This is a genomic window from Bacteroidota bacterium (assembly GCA_017303975.1).
Taxonomy (GTDB): Bacteria; Bacteroidota; Bacteroidia; order JAFLBG01; family JAFLBG01; genus JAFLBG01.
The window spans coordinates 14,926-36,381 of record JAFLBG010000011.1 but is presented as its reverse complement, the minus strand read 5'-3'; the positions used below and the strand labels follow the sequence as shown (position 1 = coordinate 36,381).

Here is a 21,456-nt window from a genome sequence, read left to right as displayed (position 1 = left end):
TTGGGCCGATAAAATAAAATCGAATGTATCACCAACTTTCTTTCCAGCTAATTATGCTCAAATGCTTCCAACAAATTACCCGAACCCATTAAAAATGTTAATGGATTTTCTGCATTTGTCTCTTCAATAAAGCGCTCCTCAGGTTGTGTAGCATTTTTTACATTCAATTTGTATGTAACAGAAACTACTTTGTTTTTTTCTATATTCATTTTATTAAAAATTTGTGCGTAAAGGTAAATTTATTTTTACACTTTTGCTGATTATTTAACTCAAATACTTCTTAAAATGCCACAATATAAATCGCCCATACATTCTAAACTACCTACAGCCAATACCAGCATATTTGCCATCATGACAAAAGCCGCTACTGAACACGGTGCAATAAACATGGCGCAAGGCTTTCCGGATTTTAATTGTGATACCGAATTGATTGACCTTGTTTCGAAATACATGAAAAAGGGATTTAACCAATATGCCCCTATGCCAGGTTTAATGAGCCTTAGAGAAGCCATAGCCGAAAAAACAGAATTTTTGTACGGAGCAAAATACAATCCCGAAACGGAGATTACCATTACTGCCGGAGCAACACAAGCAATATTTACTGTAATTACAAGCGTGGTGCGTGAAGGAGATGAAGTAATCATTTTTGAACCTGCCTACGATTGTTACCAACCTGCCATTGAACTGTGCGGAGGAAAAACAATTTTCATGCAACTAAAAGCTCCTACATACGAAATAAATTGGGAGGAAGTAAAAAAAGTAATTAGCCATAAAACCAGGATGATAATTATAAATACTCCACACAATCCAACGGGAAGTATTCTATCTGCAGATGATTTGGCAACTCTGGAAAAATTAACAGCCGATACCGACATTCTTGTTATAAGTGATGAGGTATACGAACATATTTTATTTGACACACACAAACACCAAAGTGCTTGCCAATACCCCGGATTAGCAGAAAGAAGTTTTGTCATTTCCTCTTTCGGAAAAACATACCACACCACGGGCTGGAAAATGGGTTATATACTTGCTCCTCCAAGCTTAACTGCCGAGGTCAGAAAAGTGCATCAATTCTTGGTTTTTTCGGTAAATACACCCATTCAGCATGCATTAACAGAGTACCTTCAAAAGAAAGATTTGTATTTAGAGTTGGGCAATTTCTACCAAAAAAAACGCGACTATTTTAATAAATTAATTTCTGGCTCACGATTTAAAATAAATCCTGCAAGTGGCACATACTTCCAGTTGCTCGATTACAGTGCAATTACAAACGAAGCAGATACAGAGTATGCGCTTCGATTGGTAAAAGAAAATAAAATTGCAGCCATACCGGTGTCGGTATTTTACCACACTCCAATCGACAATAAAATGTTGCGGTTTTGTTTTGCAAAAAAAGAAGAAACCATAGAAAAAGCTGCTGAAATACTTTGTAAGATTTAAAAAAAAGGAACACTAAAAAAATTTAAATGCTAAAAGTATCCATTGTTCAAACTGCTTTGTTTTGGGAGGAAAGAGAAAAAAATTTAAGTGCTCTTTCTAATCAACTGCAAAACATAAGCAACTCCGATTTAATAATTTTACCGGAAATGTTTAGCTCCGGATTTACTATGAATGCAGCTGCTGTAGCAGAAGACATGCGTGGAGAATCTGTAACATGGATGAAAAAAATTGCAAAAGAAAAAAACTGCACTATCTGTGGAAGTCTTGTAATAAAAGAAAATTCCGGCTTTTACAATCGACTGGTAGTTGTTGACGAGAACGAAAACATCCACTACTACGATAAAAAACATTTATTTAGGATGTCGGAGGAAAACAATGTTTACACTCCCGGGAATAAACCACTTACCATTCGGATAAAAGGCTGGAATGTGAGATTCTTTGTTTGCTACGATTTACGCTTCCCAATTTGGTGCAGAAATAAATTTACAACCGACACCAAAAGCATAGAATCTATTGAATACGATTTAGCCGTATTTGTTGCAAATTGGCCCGAAAGAAGAAGCATTGCGTGGAAAACACTGCTGCAAGCTAGAGCTATTGAAAATCATTGTTACGTTGTAGGTGTAAATAGAATTGGCTCAGACGGCAACAACATACCATATTCTGGAGATTCTGCTGTTCTTAATTTTTTAGGAGAGCGAGTAAGCAACACAAAACCTCACGAAAATTCTGTTGAAACAGTTGAATTATCTAGAGAAAAACTAACGGAGTACCGAACAAATTTTCCCGTATGGATGGATGCGGATAGCTTTACGCTTTCTAACTAATTCTTATTACACGTATACACACACGAACAAGCATATAATGCAGCTGTTTCGGTGCGAAGCCTGTTGCCTCCTAAACTCACATTTTCAAATCCTTTTTGTAGTGCTTGTTGCACCTCTTCCTTAGTAAAATCCCCTTCCGGGCCAATAAGTACAGTATAACGACTCCCTCTTTTTAATTGATTAGATAAATGTGGTGGTGATTTTTTTTCGTACAAATGCTCACAGTAGGCAACAAATTTCTGATCTTCCTGTTGCACTGTATTTATAAAGGTATCAAACTCCACCGCCTCTGAAATGATAGGTAGCCAAGCTCTTCCACTTTGTTTCATCGCAGCCAGTGCTATTTTTTCTAATCTGTCTTTTTTCACATTACCTTTTTCTGTTCTTGCACAAATCAAGGGTGTAATTTGATGCACACCCAGCTCTGTTGCTTTTTCTACAAACCACTCCAAGCGATCTAAATTTTTTGTAGGAGAAATGGCAATATGCGAATAATAGGTCTCTTTTGTATTCTCCAATTTGGCTGTCAACAAAAGCTCACACCCCGTTTTATAATTGTCATTATTAATAACAGCTTCATACATCTCACTCCTACCGTTTGTAACTTGTACGATATCTCCTTTGGCTTTGCGCAACACACGAATAAGATGCTTAGACTCTTCCGGAGAAAGGATTAGCGGTTGGTACGGAACAATTTTTTCAACATAAAATACATTCATGCTGTAAATTTAGCGATTTAAAGCCTAAATAGACAGTTGAAAAACACACTGCTTAATCGTAGCTAAACACCTTCCTACCAATGATTTGCAAAAAATTAGGCTAAAAGTGGACGTTTGCTCTTTTCTGAGGTATATTTGCGGGCGTAAGTAGCAAAAACTACTTATAACTTAACCACAACTCATGAAAAAAGCACTATCAATTGCGCTATTTGCGCTTTGTGTATATTATTCGTATGCAACACCCGTAAAAGAATCAGAAGCATTATCTATTGCTAGCCATTATATATCCCACCAAAAGGGATTATCAACCCTCTCGGGCACTACTAATTTGCAAACCGCCTATACACAAAAATTTAAATCGTCCGATTTAAGTTTCAAAAATGCATTCTATGTATTTAGTATTAATAACAACAACGGATTTGTGATGGTTGCTGCCGATGATAACATCAATCCTATTATTGGTTATTCTAACGAAGGTGGATTTGACACCACCAATATGCCTGAGCATTTTACCGCACTTTTAAATCAATATACACAAGAGATACAATATGTAATTGAAAACTCGATACAGAGCTCTGCTACCAAACAAAAGTGGCAAAGTATTTTAAGTAGTGGTGCTATAAAATATGGACAATCTCAACAAATACAATCAAGTGTTGCACCATTGGTGAAAACAAAATGGACACAACGAAATGATGGATACAATAAATTATGTCCGGGAAATACGCCTACAGGCTGCGTTGCTACTGCATTTGCACAAACACTAAAATACTGGAACTATCCGGAACAAGGATGGGGACAAAACAGCTATAATCACGATTACTTTGGCACTATTGGTGCAAATTTTGGCGCAACCAAATACGACTGGACAAACATGCCAAATAAACTTACTTCTTCGAGTTCAACAGCACAAAAAGATGCCATCGCAAAACTAATGTATCATTGCGGTATAGCCATAAATATCAACTACAACAAAAAATCGAGTCTTGCTTATTTTCATGATGTGGCTACTGCACTTAAAAAATATTTTGGCTACTCCTCTACAACACAATACATAGAAAGAACAAACTATACCGAATTGCAATGGATTAATTTAGTAAAGACAGAATTGAACAACAGCCGAGTGGCCATATTAGGAGGGCGTTCTGCCGATTTAGAATATGGACATGCTTTTGTTGTAGATGGCTACGACCAAAATGATTTGTTTCATATCAATTGGGGTTGGGGAGGTTTATATGATGGCTACTTTCAAATTAGCAACCTACAACCCGGTGGAAATGGTCATTTAACATGGAACGATTACCAAAACCTAACTATTGGGATAAAACCAAAAAATTTGAATCCTGCAAAATTGCAAATTGTATCAAAAGTAAGTGTACCAACATCTATAAAATATAGCACTAGCACACTTATTGCGGTTCAAATAAAAAACTACGGAACCACAAAAATAACAGGCAGTTTGGCTGCAAGATTATTTGACAATAAAAATGTATTTGCTGAAAATTTAAGCACACTCAACTCCATATCAATTAATCCAGGAGCTACAACAACTCTTTATTTTTCCAGTGCATTTGTAAATGTGGTTCCGGCAGATTACAGACTTGGAATTTATTTTAAGAATGCCACAACTCCTTCTTGGCAACTTATTGCAAATGCTTCTTATGGTACCTACCCTTACAATCTTGAAGTAAGAGCCTTTAACGATAGCTTAGCTGTAAATTCATCTATTAAAACCTCCCCTTCCGGAAATTTTACAAAAGGAAAAAGTTGCTCTGTAAGTGCAACCATCAAAAATTGGAGTACGCAACACTTTAATGGACAAGTGAGAGCTTCGCTATACGATTTATATGGCGATTTTATAAAAGACATTCAAATAAAAACTAACGTTAGTATAAATGCAGGAGCATCAAAAAGCTTGAATTTCAACACCTCCTCTATAAATGTACCTCCTGGAACATATTACATCATTTTCAGAAGTTTATCTAACACAACTAATAGCAATTGGCAGTTTGTAGGTGCAACAACCGGAAATAATAAGAATTTCAAGCCCTCTATCATGAAAACAGTTGTACTACCTTACACCAACAGCTCGAAAACAGACGAAGAGCTACAAGAGGAAACAGAAACTTCTTATGAAGATGAATTACTAGCTTTACACATTTATCCAAATCCCGCAACTAGCAATATCTTCATACAACTGCCCGAAGAAATGAATAACTCTTACGATTGCGAAATAGTAAATATGAATGGACAAGTTGTACACAAATTAACTATTTCAGGAGGGATGCCTCAACCTATTGATATTAGAGAAATTCCAAAGGGAGTATATTTTATAAGAGCAATTATTGCTGGAAAAGCAGTTACACAAAAATTTATTAAAACAGAATAACTACTTTTGATACTTGCTTATTATTAAAACTAAAAACAGAATTCTATTTTAATTCTTCTATGAGAAACCTAATTTACATTGGTATTATTTTACTTGCTATAGCATGTAGTAAAAAAACATCCGCTCCTGCGCAATTAGAAACAAAAACAGAAACAAGATCACAGGCACAAGTAGATGTTGACAGGGTGTCAAGTAAATATCCGGGTTATACAGTAGCTGCATTAAACGAAGGAAAAAATTTATATGAACAAAACTGTGGCAGTTGCCACGGACTTGTAAAGCCTTCAGACTATACAGAAGAACAGTGGATAAAAATTGTACCCGGCATGGCGAAGAAGACAAACAAAAAAGCCGGAAAAGAAGTTGTGGATGCCAACGGTCAAGAGTCTATACTACGATATGTAGTTACCGTAAGTACTAGACCTGCAGGGAAGTAAATCTAACTCTTCCTTAATTAATTTTTCCGGGATAAACTTTAAGCGCCTTCTCCAAGCACCCCATGGCGCTTTTTAGCGATTCTTTATTTAACACGTACGCAATTCTAACTTCTTGTTTTCCTTGCCCGGGAGTTGAATAAAACCCCGTTGCTGGGGCTAACATAACGGTTTGCTTGTTGTGTTCGAACGACTCTAAAAGCCATTGGCAAAATTTATCGGAATCGTCAATTGGCAACTGGGCTATGCAATAAAAAGCACCGCTTGGCTTTGGACAAAATACACCTTCCATTTTATTAAGAGCTTCTATTACCAAATCTCTACGTTCGGTGTATTCTTTTTTTACACTTGCAAAATAACTATCGGGTGTATCAATAGCAGCCTCTGCAGCTACTTGACCAAAAGTAGGAGGGCTTAATCTAGCCTGTGCAAATTTTAATGCAGCTTCAATCACTTTTTTATTTTTTGTTATCAACGCCCCTATTCTAGCTCCACATGCGCTATAACGTTTAGAAATAGAATCCAGCAGAATAGCATTATTTTCTATACCCGAAAGATGCATAACAGAAACATACTCTTTTCCATCGTAACAAAACTCCCTGTACACCTCATCGGCAAATAAAAACAAATCATACTTAAGCACCAATTCCTTTAATGATTCTAATTCTTGCTTAGAATAAAGATATCCGGTTGGATTTCCCGGATTGCATATCATAATTGCCTTTGTTTTGGGGGTGATTAGTTTTTCAAATTCTGCTATTGGAGGCAATGCAAATCCATCTTTAATAAACGAACGAATAGGCTTTACCACAACATCTGCTTGTGCAGAAAAGCCGTTGTAATTGGCATAAAAAGGTTCCGGAATGAGTATTTCATCGCCTGCATTTAAACAACTCATCATAGCTATTTCTATTGCCTCAGAACCTCCGGTAGTTATTAATATATCGGTATAAGAAAGATGAATGTTATACTTTTGGTAATAGCCAACCAGTTTTTTCCTATAATTCTCGGTGCCTGCGCTATGCGTATATTCAACAACTTTAGGAGAAAAATTTCTTATCGCATTCAACATTGTTTCGGGAGTCTCTATATCTGGTTGCCCAATATTTAAGTGATAAATTTTAATTCCCTTTTTCTTTGCATCTTCTGCATATGGAACTAATTTACGTATGGGCGATGAAGGCATTGAATTAGCCTTTGTTGAAATTGTTGGCATAAAATAATTTTATAGTTTAAAGTTAAACTGATATTTACGAATTCAAAAACTTATTTTTGTAGCCTAAATCCAATTAAATGTTCGCAACCTATAAAGAAACGCTTGATTATTTATTCAGCAAATTGCCCATGTATCAGCGTATTGGAGCAGCTGCATACAAGGCTAATTTAGATAATACATGGGCTTTGTGTACTCATTTGAACAATCCCCAACAAGGGTTTAAAAGTATTCACATTGCCGGCACTAATGGCAAGGGCTCTACTTCTCACATGATTGCTTCTGTATTGCAAGAGGCAGGATACAAAGTTGGACTTTACACATCGCCCCACCTGAAAGATTTTAGAGAGCGAATAAAAATAAATGGTAAAAAAATTTCACAAAAAAAAGTAATTGCTTTTGTAAATAAGCACTCTCAAGTTTTCGACACCATACATCCTTCCTTTTTTGAAATGACGGTAGCGCTAGCTTTCGATTATTTTGCAGAAAAAAAAGTAGATGTAGCTGTAATTGAAGTTGGGCTTGGAGGACGTCTAGACTCAACTAATGTAATTATGCCCGATTTAAGCATTATTACCAATATCAGTTACGACCATGTTCATTTACTGGGAAACACATTACCTAAAATTGCTTTAGAAAAAGCTGGCATCATAAAACACAACACCCCTGTGGTGATTGGTGAAACACAAAAAGAAACAAAAGAAGTTTTCATTTCTACTGCTGCAAAAAACAGCGCTCCCATAGTATTTGCAGACAAAAAAATTAAACTAACCAATTGCCATACTGCTACTGTAAAAGGGAAGAACTATTTATCAATAAGTACGAATGGAACAAAATACGATTGCGAACTTTCTGGCATGTATCAAAAAAAGAATTGCACCACTGTACTTTGTAGTATTGAAAGGCTTAATCAGTTAGGCTACTCTATTTCAAACACCGCCCTGAGTAAGGGATTGAAAAATGTAATTAAAAACACCGGCTTATTGGGTAGATGGCAACAAGTGTGGGCCCAACCAAAAGTAATTGCCGACATTGGCCACAACGAAGCCGGAATAAAAGAAATACTTGCCCAACTAAAAAACACGCACTACACTAAACTACATTGGGTGTTGGGGGTAGTAAATGATAAAGACTACACCAAGATGTTGTCGTTACTGCCCAAAACAGCTACCTACTACTTTTGCAAAGCAAAGATTCCTAGATCGCTTGACGAACAAGAACTTCAGCGCACAGCACTAACATATAAACTTCATGGAAAATGTTACAAATCTGTGAAGCATGCACTGCGCGCTGCAAAAACAAATTACAAAAAAGGCGATTTAATTTTAGTGTGTGGAAGCACGTTTATTGTTGCAGAAGCAATCTAAAAAAAGACAACTAAATTCTCAGGAAATTAATAATTGATGTAATTTCATCTGTGCAAAAGCTGCATAGATGAAAAGGTTTACTTATAATGAAAAGAGAAGATACTATCTTCTCTTTTTAAATTTAGAATTGGATTTGTTGTTTTTTCCGCCTTTTGAAAAAGAGGTGTTTCGGTTATTAAACTTCCCGTTTCGAGAAGAAGTTTTCTTCTTGAAACGAGAAAAATCTTTTTCTTTCTTGTGATTTTTTGAAGGCGAGTTTGTTTTCTCGATAGTAGAAACAGAATCTTTAACCAATAAATTAATTGTATCTATCTCCTGCTTTGTAAGCTCTCGCCAATCTCCTACCGGCAAGCCTTTTAAGCTAATATTCATAATACGAACTCGCTCTAACTTTACTACTTCGTATCCAAAATACTCACACATTCTTCGTATTTGTCTGTTAAGTCCTTGTATTAGTATTATTCTAAACACCAATACAGATTCTTGCTTTACAAAACACTTTTTTGTTGTCCCTCCCAAAATTGGAACACCTTTGGCCATCCCATCAATAAAGCCATCTGTAATAGGTTTATTAACTGTTACCAAATATTCTTTTTCATGATTATTGCCAGCACGTAAGATTTTATTTACAATATCTCCATTGTTGGTTAAAAAAATAAGCCCTTGTGAATCCTTATCTAATCGTCCGATTGGGAATATTCGTTGACTATAGTTTACATAACTTACAATATTATTTCGCTCACCCTCTTCTGTGGTTGATACAATGCCAACTGGTTTATTCAAAGCAATAAAAATAGTTGACTCTGCATCTTTCCCCTCGATTATATTCCCATTAACTTTTACCACATCCCCCGGAAACACTTGCCTTCCAATCTTTGCGCGTTCTCCATTTATAAAAACCACACCTTGCTCTATAAACCTATCGGCCTCTCTTCTAGAGCACAATCCGCTCTCACTGATATATTTATTTAAACGCACCGACCCAAAATCACTCATATAAAAAATTTAAACTATTAGAATTATGAACGTTCTTCCCAAATCAAAGATAGATTTACAATAGTTTCTACTGCTTTCTGCATATCTTGCACAGAAACCCATTCGTGCTTAGAATGAAAAGCATGTTCTCCTGCAAAAATATTAGGACAAGGCAATCCCATAAACGAAAGGCGAGAACCGTCAGTCCCCCCCCGAATACTTCCAACGGCAGGACTTACACCTGTTCGTTTAATAGCCTCTACTGCATACTCCACTACGTGAGGACAAGACACCAAAACATCCTTCATGTTTCTATATTGCTTTTGCACGTCAAATGTATAGGACGATTTTGAATAATTTTTCACAACTGCTTCAATTACGTTTTTCAAGAACGACTCCAAGTCTTCCAATCCTCCTTCGGTAAAATCACGAATAATAAATTTAACAATCGCTTTTTCTATAGTCCCCGAAATACTTACCGGATGCACAAAGCCTTGTTTTTTCTCGGTAGTTTCCGGAGATAGTTTGTCTTTGGGTAAATTAGCCACAAACTCGGCTGCAATCTTAATGGCACTTTCCATTTTGCCTTTTGCAAAGCCGGGATGAGTGCTGTATCCATTAATAGTAATAGTTACTCCATCTGCTGAAAATGTTTCATCCTCTATATGCCCAAGCGTTTCTCCATCAATAGTATAGCCAAAATCGGCTCCTAGTTTTTTCATATCTACCTTATCTACACCTCTACCTATCTCTTCATCCGGTGTAAATAAAATTTTTATCGCGCCATGTTTTAATTCAGGATGCTTTACCAAATAATTAATCGCATCCATTATCTCTGCAACACCGGCCTTATTATCAGCACCCAGTAAGGTTGTGCCATCTGCGGTAATTATATCATTCCCAATTTGATTAAGTAATTCGGGATGGTCGCTCGTTTTTATTACCTGAGTTGTATCATTAGGCAACACAATATCATTGCCTGAATATTTTTTGTGAATAATTGGATTTACACCTTTCCCACTACAATCGGGCGAGGTATCCATGTGAGAACAAAAACAAATAACCGGAACTTTTTTTGTGGTAGTAGCAGGTAAAGTACCATACACATAACCGTGTTCATCTAAATGCGCATCGCTTATACCCATTTCCAATAATTCCTTCACTAATAAACGACCTAAATCCTTTTGTTTATCTGTTGATGGACATGAAGGTGAAGTTGGGTCGCTTTGGGTATCAATTTTAACATAACTCGTAAAACGATTTGTAACTGTATAATTATAATTCAATGGCATATAGACCGTTATTATATTTTATCCGAATTTAATTAATGTTGGGAAATATTAGGCAACAATTAGCATATCTATTTGAATATAAAACTCTAATGCGCTATATTTGTTTCCCTTTGTAAAATGAGAAAATTAACACTTACTATACTTTTACTTATTTGCTGTTCTTATGCTGTGTTTTCACAACAGTATAAATTTTTTGGTGGAGATTCACTAAACGGGTTTGACTACGATGCTACTTGGCATGAAATTGCAACAAAAGGAATTGGCAGTGCAGATATCCCCGGTTATTTCGGGAATAAACAATTTGAATTCGTATCAAAAAAATACAATTTACACCCCTTTCCTGCACTTCAACAAGGTGCAAGTTTTAAAAACAATATAGGATACGCACCTTCACTACAAGCTTCATGTACTAATTTTGGTTTTGAGAATGGAAATCTATCTGGTTGGACAGGCATTACAGGGAGAAACTACAATTCAAATAACGCACTTTCCTCTTTATCTACTGGATTTTCCCCCGGTCCCAATGGAGCAATAAATCAATCTCCTAATAATTGCAACCGACATACCTTAGTTTCCGGAACCACTCTTGGCAATGATGCTTGTGGAGGGTTTTCAACACTATCTCCTTTATCTGGCAACAATGCTGTGCTACTAAATAATAAATGTTTCCCATTCTTTGCATTTCCTAGTTATGGCTATGGAACTTCTTTGGAACAAACTTTTTCTGTTTCTCAATCCAATGCACTACTAACAATTGCATATGCAGTAGTATTAGAGGATGGAGGGCACTCCAATAGTGAACAGCCTTATTTTAGAGCGGAAGTTTTAGATGCACAAGGGAATGCAATTGGTTGCCTAACGTATAAGATAATTGCACAAAATGGTTCTACTCCCGGCTTTTTACAAGGTACTTGCCAAGCAAATAGCGGTGGAACGGTTTACTACAAACCATGGACAATTGCCTCTTTCAACTTGGCAGCATATATGGGGCAAAATGTAACCATTCGTTTTACGGTTGCTAGTTGCACCCTAGCAGGGCACTTTGGATATGCTTATGTAGATGCCGAATGCGGACCATTGGCTATGCCCACCTCATCGGCTGCAGTGTGTGGCAGCAATAATGTAGTTATTTCTGCACCCGCAGGAGCAACTTCTTATGCATGGTCGGTTGTTGGAAATAGCGGAAACATTGTGGGTTCTACCACCAATCAAAATATTACCGTAAATCAAGGCGGGCATTACCAAGTAACGATTACACCTCCAACCGGTGCATCATGTTCTTACACAATCGACACCATCATTCCGGGAATACCAATTGTACCGGTTGCTAATTTTTCAGGCACATCGGTATGCTTAGGCTCTGTTGCTCAGTTTACAGATTTATCGACTCCTACAGGCTCTGTAACTGCCTGGAATTGGGATTTTGACAACAACGGAACCGTGGATGACACCAATCAAAATCCGACCTATTCATATACAACTCCTGGCACCAAACAAGTTAAACTAACCGTAGAAATTGGACCTTGCACAAAAGACACTGTGCTTACTTTTCAGGTAGGAGCCGCAACACCAATTGCTGTAAGCAATACAGGGCCTTACTGTGCCGGACAATCAATTCAATTGGATGTAAACCAAACCGGAGGTACCTATCAATGGGAAGGCCCGATGGGATTCAGCACCACTTTGCAAAATCCTGTAATATCTAACTCTACTGTGAATATGGCTGGTGTATATTCGGTAACATTTACCTCTTCTTTGGGCTGCGTTACAACGGCATCCACGAGCATTTCCATATTACCCTCTCCAACTGCCGATTTTATTGCAGATCCACAAGAAACACAAATACTTAATCCGATAGTTAATTTTACAAACTTATCGAGCGATACAACTCAAAACTTTGTTTGGTTTTTTGGAGACGGGATATCATCAACCACCGTGCATCCTCAGCACAGCTACGAGAATCCAGGAGAGTACATTGCAAAAATTGTACTTACCAATGAACTTGGCTGCAAAGATTCTTTAGAAAAAGTAATCCGAATTAATGCCGATGCGTTAATTTTTGTCCCCAATTCTTTTTCACCAAATGGAGACGGACTAAACGATGAGTTTGCAGTAAGCGTTTGGGGGATTACGACATACCAACTCAAAATTTTTAATCGGTGGGGAGAATTAATGTTTGAAACCAACGACCCATTAAAAAATTGGAACGGGAAAGATGCTAATGGCAAATTATTTCAAATAGATACGTACATCTGGAAAATTGAAATTACAGATTTGTACAACCAACAAGTAGAAAGAGTTGGTCATGTAAACATGATTCGATAGCTTTTTTCAAACAACTGAAAATCAAATACTTAATTTAACTACGCCCTCTTGAATTGGGTTGATAATTGTGGTACATTTGCATCCAATTACACCCAACCATGAAAAAGCAACTTTCCATCATATTTGTTGGAATATTTTATATTTCCTTTTTGTATTCCCAACAATACAATTTTTTTAAAGGCGATTCGCTCAAAAACTTTGACCACAATGCCACTTGGAATGAGATTTCAGCAAAAGGCATTGCATCGGTAGATATCCCTGGATTCTTCTACCATAAGCAAGTAGAATTTGTGGCTGCTAAATACAATCTTACAATTCCATCACTACAACCAAAAGCTAATTTTAAAAACAACAACAACTCTGCAAACCCAATAGTACAAGGGCCTTGCACGAACATGGATTTTGAAAATGGAAGTTTAAATGGATGGAACGGATACAAAGGCGACAATTATGATTCTCAACAACCATTGTCAAATATGATTGCAGGCTTTGTTCCCGGACCGAATGGAGGAGTTAACCAACCTCCATCCTCATGCAATCGACATACCCTAGTTGCAGGAAACACCTTAGGGAATGATGCTTGTGGAGGTTTTCCAACATTGTCCCCCCTTCCTAATAGCAATAATTCTGTGCTGCTCAATAGTACTTGCTATAACTTTGCATCATTTGGGTTTGGGGCTTCTTTAGAGCAAATGTTTACAGTTGCACAGTCAAATGCGCTTCTCACAATTGCGTATGCGGTAGTTTTAGAAGATGGCGGCAGTGGCCATGGAACCAACGAACAGCCTTATTTTAGGGCAGAAGTGCTGGATGCTCTTGGAAATCCTATCAATTGTTTGGCGTATAATGTGGTAGCCCAAAATGGAGGATCTCCGGGTTTTATCTTAAGCAATAACTGTGGCAGTTGGTTTTCCGGAGTATATTACAAACCTTGGACAATTGCTTCTTTTAACCTATCCCAATATGTTGGTCAAAATGTTACGGTTCGATTTACCGCTTCCAGCTGCGCATTTGGAGGTCACTACGGATATGCTTATGTCGATGCCGTTTGTAGCCCAATGACATCAGCCATTACAGCCTCTGCTCCGGTAGTGTGTGGCACTACCAATGTGGTACTCACAGCACCTGCAGGAGCTAGCAACTACGCATGGTCTGTAATAGGTGGGCAAGGAAATATTGTTGGCACCACAACAAACCAAAATGTTACCATTAACCAAGGCGGCCATTACCAAGTTTTGGTTACTCCTTCTACCGGAGCAGCGTGTGCATACACATTAGATACCATAATACCCGGAATTCCAATTAGCCCTATAGCTAGTTTTTCGGCTACATCTACCTGCATTGGAGCAACTACACAGTTTACCGACTTATCAAGCCCGGCAGGCTCTATTACTGCTTGGTATTGGGATTTTGATGGAAATGGAAGCATAGACGACACGCAACAAAATCCTACTTACCTCTACTCAACCCCCGGAACCAAGCAAGTTAGGCTCAGTGTAGAGATTGGACCATGTACAAAAGACACCGTGATTTCCGTTTTGGTATCTACTTATCCCGGTGCTACTGCAACAAACACCGGACCGTATTGTGCCGGAACAGCCGCAATGCTCGATGTTGTAGGCAATGGGGTTTCCTACCAATGGAAAGGACCAATGGGCTTTAATACAACGGTGCAAAATCCGGTAATTTCTAATTCAACCGTAAATATGTCGGGCGTTTATTCTGTAACGGTAGTAAACTCAGACGGCTGCATAAGCACAGGAAACACCACATTAGCAATACTTCCGGCTCCTGTTGCCGATTTCACCGTTGACAAAGAGGAAACTCAATTATCGGATCCAACTATCACATTTACCAACTTATCTAGCGACACGATACAAAATTTTGTTTGGTTTTTTGGAGACGGTGCAACATCATTTCAAACACATCCAAAATATGCATATCCACAAACAGGAGAGTTTGTTTCAAAAATAGTACTGATAAACGAAGTAGGCTGCAAAGACTCTATGGAAAAAGTAATTCGCATCAATGCAGAAGTACTTATTTTTGCACCAAATTCTTTTACGCCAAATGGAGATACTAAAAATGAAGAGTTTGAAATTAGCGCTTATGGAATCAGCTCCTATAATTTAAAAATATTTAATCGTTGGGGCGAATTGCTATTCGAATCGACAGACTCTAATAAGCATTGGGATGGAAGAAAGAAAAATGGCACACTTGCAGAAATAGAAACATACGTATGGAAACTTGTTGTAAAAGATTTTTATGACAACGAGATTGAAAAATACGGTGATGTTACAATAATACGCTAGTAAAAAACAAGCTTAACTAAAGTTTAAAACGCGCAGGGACGGCTATTCACAAAAAACAAATGAAAAAGGCTGCGAAACAAATTCCGCAGCCTTTTTCATTTAATTCTTACTCTTACTTATAAATATTCCTACGCATCAATATTTGCATACTTAGCGTTTTTCTCAATAAAATCTCTACGTGGCGGAACTTCATCTCCCATAAGCATAGAGAAAATTCTATCGGCTTCGGCAGCACTTTCAATTGTTACACGTCTTAGTGTTCTGAACTCCGGATTCATCGTAGTTTCCCACAATTGTTCTGCGTTCATCTCTCCCAAACCTTTGTAACGTTGCACGCCTACAGTACTTTCCTTACCTGCGGCTCCCGCCATATCTTTTATAGCAATATCACGTTGTTCTTCATTCCAACAGTAGCGTTGGTCTTTTCCTTTTTTAACTAAATACAACGGAGGAGTAGCTATATAGATATATCCGTTCTCAATTAACTCCTTCATGTGACGGAAAAAGAAAGTTAAAATCAAGGTAGTGATGTGACTTCCATCCACATCGGCATCACACATGATAACAACTTTGTGGTAACGTAATTTATCTAGGTTTAATGCACGTTCATCCTCCATAGTTCCTTTTGTTACACCCAACGCAGTAAACATATTTTTTATCTCTTCGTTGTCGTAAATTTTATATTCCATTGCTTTCTCCACATTCAAAATTTTTCCACGCAATGGCAATATAGCTTGAAAGGCTCTGTTTCTACCTTGTTTGGCAGTTCCACCCGCTGAATCTCCCTCAACCAAAAATATTTCGCAAATAGAAGGATCACTTTCGGAACAGTCCGAAAGCTTACCCGGCAAACCTGTTCCTGTAAGCACATTCTTACGTTGCACCATCTCGCGCGCCTTACGAGCAGCATGGCGTGCGGTGGCAGCCAAAATAACTTTATCTACAATCAGTTTTGCTTCTTTTGGATGTTCTTCCAAGTAATTAGAAAGCATCTCGCTCACGGCTGTATCTACAGCCCCCATCACTTCGTTATTCCCAAGCTTTGTTTTTGTTTGTCCCTCAAACTGCGGCTCTTGCACCTTTACGGAAATTACTGCCGTCAATCCTTCACGAAAATCATCTCCGTTTATTTCTAATTTAAGCTTAGATAGCATGCCCGATTTATCGGCATAATTCTTCAAGGTTCTCGTTAAGCCTCTTCTAAATCCGGCTAAGTGAGTTCCTCCTTCGTGTGTATTGATATTATTTACATACGTGTGCAAATTTTCTCCAAAAGAAGTATTGTACACCATTGCAATCTCAACAGGAATACCGGACTTTTCGCCTTCCATGTAAATGCCATCTTGAATCAATTTTTCGCGTGTAGCATCCAAATATTCAACAAACTCCAGCAATCCTTTTTCAGAATAAAACGATTCGTTTTTTGCTACTCCTTCTGCGTCTTTATCTCTTAAATCTGTAAGATTTAATCTAATTCCTTTGTTAAGGAACGATAGTTCTCTCAAACGCGTTGCTAGTGTATCGTATGAATAAACCGTAGTGGTAAAAATAGATTCATCCGGTTTAAATGTAACAGTTGTACCACGCTTCTCAGTAGTTCCAATTTCCTTAACAGGATACAATGGCTTTCCTATTGAATATTCTTGTTGGAACATTTTTCCGTTACGGTGAACCTCCACCATTAAATGTGTAGACAAGGCGTTTACACAGGAAACACCCACACCATGCAATCCTCCGGAAACCTTGTACGAATCTTTATCAAATTTTCCTCCGGCATGTAATACCGTCATTACAACCTCTAGAGCCGAACGATTTTCTTTGTGATGAAAGTCGGTAGGAATACCACGTCCATCATCTTTTACGGTTATGGAATTATTTTCGTTAATAAAAACATCAATATTTTTACAATGTCCGGCAAGAGCCTCATCAATGGAGTTGTCAACTACTTCATACACCAAATGATGTAATCCTTTTACGCCAATATCGCCAATATACATGGCAGGGCGCTTTCTAACAGCCTCTAAGCCCTCTAAAACCTGAATACTATCTGCGTTATAATCTCCATTATTTTTCAATGCGTCTTCCATACTTTTTTTTGCTAATTTTTTTGGTTTTTTTAAGTGTGGTAAATATACTAAAAAGCCTTTATTTATTAGCAAGAAAGGCTATTAAAAGAAGTTGCTTTTATTAACATTTGTTGATAAAAAAATGGTTGGTTTTACACTCTGATTTTTCAATGTATCGATTACAGTTTTAGTCCAATCTTAAACTGAGGAAGCACAGCACTATCAAACTTGCCCTGGGTAATGTAAACTGGATAGCTTACGTCTAAAAAGAAATCGTTTTTTAACGCGAATACTATTCCTGGATTCATTTTTGTTTTACCATCCAACGCCTCGTCAAAACTTGCATCCCAAAAATTATTTCTGGTTAATATATACCCGCTGCCTGCATAAAACATTTCTGCTCCGATATAAGGCGAAATCAACCCTGTATTTTTAATAGGATAATACTTTGCTCCCAAAGTCCCATTAATCCCCAATAGTCCAAACGATGATGATGTGTGTACAGACAATCTTTCGTTAATCAAATATTCATAATGAACAACGGCCGTAAATGCCAATAATTTATGTGCTTCAATAGAAAATAAATTTTTTTTCGATACATTATTCATATTTCTATAATATTCAACCTTGGAAGAATCTCCTGTATTTGCGTTAGCAATACTTGCCGTTAGTAACATTACAAAAGTTAATTTTTTAATCAGTTTGTTTGAATTTGACGTTTTCATGTTTTAAATTTTAATTGTTTTGTTATTTAATTTTATGACACAAAGTTCGTTCGCTTTAGCAGAGAAGTGTAACGGGAAATAAGGCGCTCCGAATGAAAATCGGCAAAAAATGCAATTAGAAGGGCACTCCTAAGCAACAATCATTTTTAGTTGCAAAATTTGCAACTTTTGGGTATATTGAAACGAATTATTGCAAAACAAAATCCATTTATTTGCGAAAAATGCAAATAAAATCGCCAAAATCAACTGCTTTATTTATGAAAAACGAACAGGAATTAAAATATCAGCACCGCTTTATCGAGAGCCTAAAGCTTTCTGTATCTGATAATATATCATTGGCTGATGAATTATCGGATATTCTAGGATTAAGCACCGATAGTATTTACAGACGTTTACGTTGTGAAACAGCCATTAGTATTGATGAAATGGCTTTAATTGCACGTAAGTTTAAGCTGAACCTGGTTGAATTATTGCGAGAAGACGGTAATAATAATTCAGTTAGTTTTAACTACACCTCATTATACCACAACCCTGAATTACTGAAACAGCATTTCAAGAATATGCTAAGCCAATTGAGAGGTTGCGCAGAAAGTAACGAAAAACATATTTATTATGCCGCGCACGAAATGCCTTTGTTTTATTACTTCCAGTTTCCGGAGCTTACTGCATACAAATTATTTTATTGGCGCAAAACAGTTTTAGGTGTGCCCGCTTACGATAAAATGCTGTTTGACGCATCAGATTTAGAGCCCGAGATTAATGAAATTTGCCATAATATATATACAACTTACAAGCGCTGTCCTGCCACAGAAATATGGACTCCAGAATCCATTAATACTATTTACACACAAATAACCTTTTATTTAGAAAGCTTCCTGTTTAAGAATAGAGCCATTGCCGAAAAGATTATACAACAAACTATTCAAATGATTGAGACCATTGAGCAGGCTGCAATACATAGCAATAAGGCAAACCCAGATAAAGCTCCTGTAGAGTATAATTTATATTTAAGTAATATAAACCTTACGGGGATTTTAATTTATTCTGAATTTGATTCCCAAAGAATAGCTGTACACTCGTTTAATAGTATTAATTCGCTTACTACTTTTCATGCCGGATATACCAAAGAAGCGGAATCTTGGATTAAAAATACAATTAAAAAATCATCGCTTATTAGCGGGATTGCCGAGCGCGACCGCAATCAGTTTTTTAATCAAATAAAACGTAAGCTCAATCAACTGTTGGAACAAGCACAAAATTATTAGCGTTGGTCTTTATTTTTGAATGATTAAAAGTGGCTGAATTAAAAAAATACTACCTTTGCTCATCATAAACTATTTGTGTCTTTAAACAAAGAACATAGCAATCATAATAAACTTACAGCAGCCGGTCTACTTGTAACACTCGGAATTATATATGGTGATATAGGTACCTCTCCATTATATGTATTAAGCGCCATTATTGGAAAAAATCCAATAAGTAATAACGTAGTGTTAGGTGCATTATCATGTATTTTTTGGACACTTACACTTCAAACAACCTTAAAATATGTTGTAATTACCTTAAGAGCCGACAACAAAGGTGAAGGGGGGATATTTTCATTATACGCATTAGTTAGAAAAACAAAAGTAAAGTGGCTGCTATTTCCAGCCATTATTGGCGGTAGCACGTTATTAGCAGATGGCATTATAACACCACCCATTTCAGTTTCTTCGGCTGTAGAGGGCTTGGTGAAAATAAATCCTAATATAAATACTGTGCCTATCGTTATTGCAATACTAACCGTACTATTTCTAATTCAACAATTTGGAACAAAAATAGTGGGTAGAGGTTTTGGGCCTATAATGTTTATTTGGTTTTTAATGCTTTCTATATTGGGAATCAAGGAGCTTGTGGGCGATTGGCAAGTTTTGAAAGCCTTAAATCCTTACTATGCCTATCAACTACTTTTAAAAACTCCGGGGGGATTCTGGTTATTGGGAGCCGTATTTCTTTGTACTACAGGAGCTGAGGCTTTGTATTCAGATTTAGGCCATTGTGGTAAAGCCAATATTCGTGCGACATGGATTTTTGTTAAAATCGCGCTATTGCTTAACTATTTTGGTCAAGGGGCATGGCTAATGCATCATGAAGGAGCATTGCTTTCATCTTTTAATATTGACAAGCCATTCTATTTAATTATGCCCGATAGTTTTTTATTGACAGGTATTATTATTTCTACTGCCGCTGCTATTGTTGCTAGCCAGGCTCTTATAAGCGGTTCGTTTACATTAATTAATGAGGCTGTACGACTTAATTTTTGGCCAAAAGTAAAAATTAAATATCCAACAGATTGGAAGGGACAATTATATATTCCATCAGTAAATTGGATGTTGCTCGTTGGTTGTATTGCAGTTGTTTTATATTTTAAGGAGTCGTCCAATATGGAGGCTGCTTACGGGTTAGCGATTGTGCTTACCATGTTAATGACAACAACACTACTAGCATATTATCTCACCTTAAAGAGATACAACAAAATTTTTATGTATAGTTTACTCGTAACCTACATTATTATTGAAACATCCTTTTTAATTGCCAATTTAGAAAAATTTACCCACGGAGGGTGGATTACATTGCTAATTGCCGGGACACTCTATTTAATAATGTACGCTTGGCATAGAGCAAAAGAAATTCGAAACAAGTACATCGAATTTGTACGCCTATCTGATTATATTCCTATGATTGCTGACTTAAGCAAGGATTTAACTATACCAAAATACTCCACACATCTTGTATACCTAACCGGAGCAAATCAAGCAGACGAAATAGAATCGGGTGCTATTTATTCTATTTTACAAAAACAACCCAAACGTGCAGATATTTATTGGTTTGTACATGTAGATGTTGTAGATGAGCCATACAAAATGGATTACCGCGTTACAGAAATTATTAAACACGATATAATACGTATAGATTTTCGGCTCGGCTTTAGAGTTGCTCCAAAAATAAATTTAATGTATCGAAAAGTTGTTCAAGACTTAGTGAAGAATGGAGAGGTGGATATTACCAGTCGCTACGAATCGCTTAATAAACAAAACGTAATTGGAGACTTTAGGTTTGTTGTTTTAGAAAAGTTCTTGTCATACGACAATGATTTACCATTTTATCAAAAAATTATTTTAGATATTTATTTCTTCTTAAAACACTGGAGTTTGTCGGAAGAAAAGGCTTTTGGTTTAGATACCAGCTCTGTAAACATCGAAAAAGTACCTCTAGTTATTTCCCCAATAAAGGAAATTAACCTAAAACGAATTTAGCACTTACCCGCCTATTTAGCTGCCCTACCATTCATGTGTTTTATTGAACCGTATTTAAATTTTAGCATAATTT

16 protein-coding genes are annotated in these 21,456 nt (G+C 36.9%); 9 read left to right on the top strand and 7 right to left on the bottom strand.

Annotated elements, in window-relative coordinates; genetic code table 11:
- Positions 1-47: 47 nt before the first annotated feature.
- Positions 48-209: a hypothetical protein gene (locus J0M08_05945; protein ID MBN8702585.1), complete on the bottom strand. Its 162-nt coding sequence runs from the start codon at positions 207-209 to the stop codon at positions 48-50.
- 76 nt (positions 210-285) lie between these two features.
- Here J0M08_05945 and J0M08_05940 point away from each other — a divergent pair, with 76 nt between their 5' ends.
- Together J0M08_05940 and J0M08_05935 are read left to right on the top strand one after the other, a co-directional pair.
- Entirely contained in the window at positions 286-1,443 is a 1,158-nt protein-coding gene (locus J0M08_05940; protein MBN8702584.1) for a methionine aminotransferase, read from the top strand.
- 26 nt (positions 1,444-1,469) lie between these two features.
- Positions 1,470-2,270: an amidohydrolase gene (locus J0M08_05935; protein ID MBN8702583.1), complete on the top strand. Its 801-nt coding sequence runs from the start codon at positions 1,470-1,472 to the stop codon at positions 2,268-2,270.
- Here J0M08_05935 and J0M08_05930 read toward each other — a convergent pair.
- On the bottom strand, positions 2,267-2,989 hold the full coding sequence (locus J0M08_05930) for a 16S rRNA (uracil(1498)-N(3))-methyltransferase (GenBank protein MBN8702582.1): 723 nt from the start codon (positions 2,987-2,989) through the stop codon (positions 2,267-2,269). The two genes, J0M08_05935 and J0M08_05930, sit on opposite strands and share 4 nt — an antisense overlap.
- Before the next feature lie 181 nt (positions 2,990-3,170).
- Between J0M08_05930 and J0M08_05925 the strand changes: the two genes are divergently transcribed.
- Positions 3,171-5,378, top strand: coding sequence for a thiol protease/hemagglutinin PrtT (locus J0M08_05925; GenBank protein ID MBN8702581.1), 2,208 nt, complete (start codon positions 3,171-3,173; stop codon positions 5,376-5,378).
- A gap of 59 nt (positions 5,379-5,437) precedes the next feature.
- Positions 5,438-5,815, top strand: coding sequence for a hypothetical protein (locus J0M08_05920; protein ID MBN8702580.1), 378 nt, complete (start codon positions 5,438-5,440; stop codon positions 5,813-5,815).
- A 13-nt stretch (positions 5,816-5,828) separates the two neighbouring features.
- Here the strand turns inward: J0M08_05920 and J0M08_05915 are convergent, their stop codons facing one another.
- The gene (locus tag J0M08_05915) at positions 5,829-7,028 is read right to left on the bottom strand and encodes a pyridoxal phosphate-dependent aminotransferase (GenBank protein ID MBN8702579.1); all 1,200 of its coding nucleotides are present in this window, start codon (positions 7,026-7,028) and stop codon (positions 5,829-5,831) included.
- Positions 7,029-7,105: 77 nt separating this feature from the next.
- Between J0M08_05915 and J0M08_05910 the strand changes: the two genes are divergently transcribed.
- Positions 7,106-8,392 carry a bifunctional folylpolyglutamate synthase/dihydrofolate synthase gene (locus tag J0M08_05910; GenBank protein MBN8702578.1) on the top strand — a complete coding sequence of 429 codons (1,287 nt, stop codon included), beginning with the start codon at positions 7,106-7,108 and terminating at the stop codon, positions 8,390-8,392.
- 102 nt (positions 8,393-8,494) lie between these two features.
- On the opposite strand, the gene rluF is transcribed toward J0M08_05910, so the two are convergent.
- On the bottom strand, positions 8,495-9,388 hold the full coding sequence (gene rluF / locus J0M08_05905; protein ID MBN8702577.1) for a 23S rRNA pseudouridine(2604) synthase RluF: 894 nt from the start codon (positions 9,386-9,388) through the stop codon (positions 8,495-8,497).
- A gap of 23 nt (positions 9,389-9,411) precedes the next feature.
- A complete protein-coding gene (gene pepT / locus J0M08_05900) occupies positions 9,412-10,659 on the bottom strand; it encodes a peptidase T (GenBank protein MBN8702576.1) in 1,248 nt (415 codons plus the stop codon).
- Positions 10,660-10,776: 117 nt separating this feature from the next.
- Here pepT and J0M08_05895 point away from each other — a divergent pair, with 117 nt between their 5' ends.
- Positions 10,777-12,984, top strand: a complete 2,208-nt coding sequence (locus tag J0M08_05895) for a gliding motility-associated C-terminal domain-containing protein (GenBank protein ID MBN8702575.1) — start codon at positions 10,777-10,779, stop codon at positions 12,982-12,984.
- A 98-nt stretch (positions 12,985-13,082) separates the two neighbouring features.
- The gene (locus tag J0M08_05890; GenBank protein ID MBN8702574.1) at positions 13,083-15,296 is read left to right on the top strand and encodes a gliding motility-associated C-terminal domain-containing protein; all 2,214 of its coding nucleotides are present in this window, start codon (positions 13,083-13,085) and stop codon (positions 15,294-15,296) included.
- 128 nt (positions 15,297-15,424) lie between these two features.
- Here J0M08_05890 and gyrB read toward each other — a convergent pair whose 3' ends face one another.
- The gene (gyrB, locus tag J0M08_05885) at positions 15,425-17,383 is read right to left on the bottom strand and encodes a DNA topoisomerase (ATP-hydrolyzing) subunit B (protein MBN8702573.1); all 1,959 of its coding nucleotides are present in this window, start codon (positions 17,381-17,383) and stop codon (positions 15,425-15,427) included.
- 158 nt (positions 17,384-17,541) lie between these two features.
- Positions 17,542-18,087, bottom strand: coding sequence for a hypothetical protein (locus tag J0M08_05880; GenBank protein ID MBN8702572.1), 546 nt, complete (start codon positions 18,085-18,087; stop codon positions 17,542-17,544).
- A 257-nt stretch (positions 18,088-18,344) separates the two neighbouring features.
- Between J0M08_05880 and J0M08_05875 the strand changes: the two genes are divergently transcribed.
- Together J0M08_05875 and J0M08_05870 are read left to right on the top strand one after the other, a co-directional pair.
- On the top strand, positions 18,345-19,352 hold the full coding sequence (locus tag J0M08_05875; GenBank protein ID MBN8702571.1) for a hypothetical protein: 1,008 nt from the start codon (positions 18,345-18,347) through the stop codon (positions 19,350-19,352).
- A 75-nt stretch (positions 19,353-19,427) separates the two neighbouring features.
- Entirely contained in the window at positions 19,428-21,383 is a 1,956-nt protein-coding gene (locus J0M08_05870; GenBank protein MBN8702570.1) for a KUP/HAK/KT family potassium transporter, read from the top strand.
- The last annotated feature ends 73 nt before the right edge of the window (positions 21,384-21,456 follow it).

Coding starts and splice junctions, on each gene's coding strand:
- J0M08_05945 (MBN8702585.1), bottom strand. CDS start 209: ATGAATATAGAAAAAAACAAAGTAGTTTCTGTTACATACAAATTGAAT.
- J0M08_05940 (MBN8702584.1), top strand. CDS start 286: ATGCCACAATATAAATCGCCCATACATTCTAAACTACCTACAGCCAAT.
- J0M08_05935 (MBN8702583.1), top strand. CDS start 1,470: ATGCTAAAAGTATCCATTGTTCAAACTGCTTTGTTTTGGGAGGAAAGA.
- J0M08_05930 (MBN8702582.1), bottom strand. CDS start 2,989: ATGAATGTATTTTATGTTGAAAAAATTGTTCCGTACCAACCGCTAATC.
- J0M08_05925 (MBN8702581.1), top strand. CDS start 3,171: ATGAAAAAAGCACTATCAATTGCGCTATTTGCGCTTTGTGTATATTAT.
- J0M08_05920 (MBN8702580.1), top strand. CDS start 5,438: ATGAGAAACCTAATTTACATTGGTATTATTTTACTTGCTATAGCATGT.
- J0M08_05915 (MBN8702579.1), bottom strand. CDS start 7,028: ATGCCAACAATTTCAACAAAGGCTAATTCAATGCCTTCATCGCCCATA.
- J0M08_05910 (MBN8702578.1), top strand. CDS start 7,106: ATGTTCGCAACCTATAAAGAAACGCTTGATTATTTATTCAGCAAATTG.
- rluF (MBN8702577.1), bottom strand. CDS start 9,388: ATGAGTGATTTTGGGTCGGTGCGTTTAAATAAATATATCAGTGAGAGC.
- pepT (MBN8702576.1), bottom strand. CDS start 10,659: ATGCCATTGAATTATAATTATACAGTTACAAATCGTTTTACGAGTTAT.
- J0M08_05895 (MBN8702575.1), top strand. CDS start 10,777: ATGAGAAAATTAACACTTACTATACTTTTACTTATTTGCTGTTCTTAT.
- J0M08_05890 (MBN8702574.1), top strand. CDS start 13,083: ATGAAAAAGCAACTTTCCATCATATTTGTTGGAATATTTTATATTTCC.
- gyrB (MBN8702573.1), bottom strand. CDS start 17,383: ATGGAAGACGCATTGAAAAATAATGGAGATTATAACGCAGATAGTATT.
- J0M08_05880 (MBN8702572.1), bottom strand. CDS start 18,087: ATGAAAACGTCAAATTCAAACAAACTGATTAAAAAATTAACTTTTGTA.
- J0M08_05875 (MBN8702571.1), top strand. CDS start 18,345: ATGAAAAACGAACAGGAATTAAAATATCAGCACCGCTTTATCGAGAGC.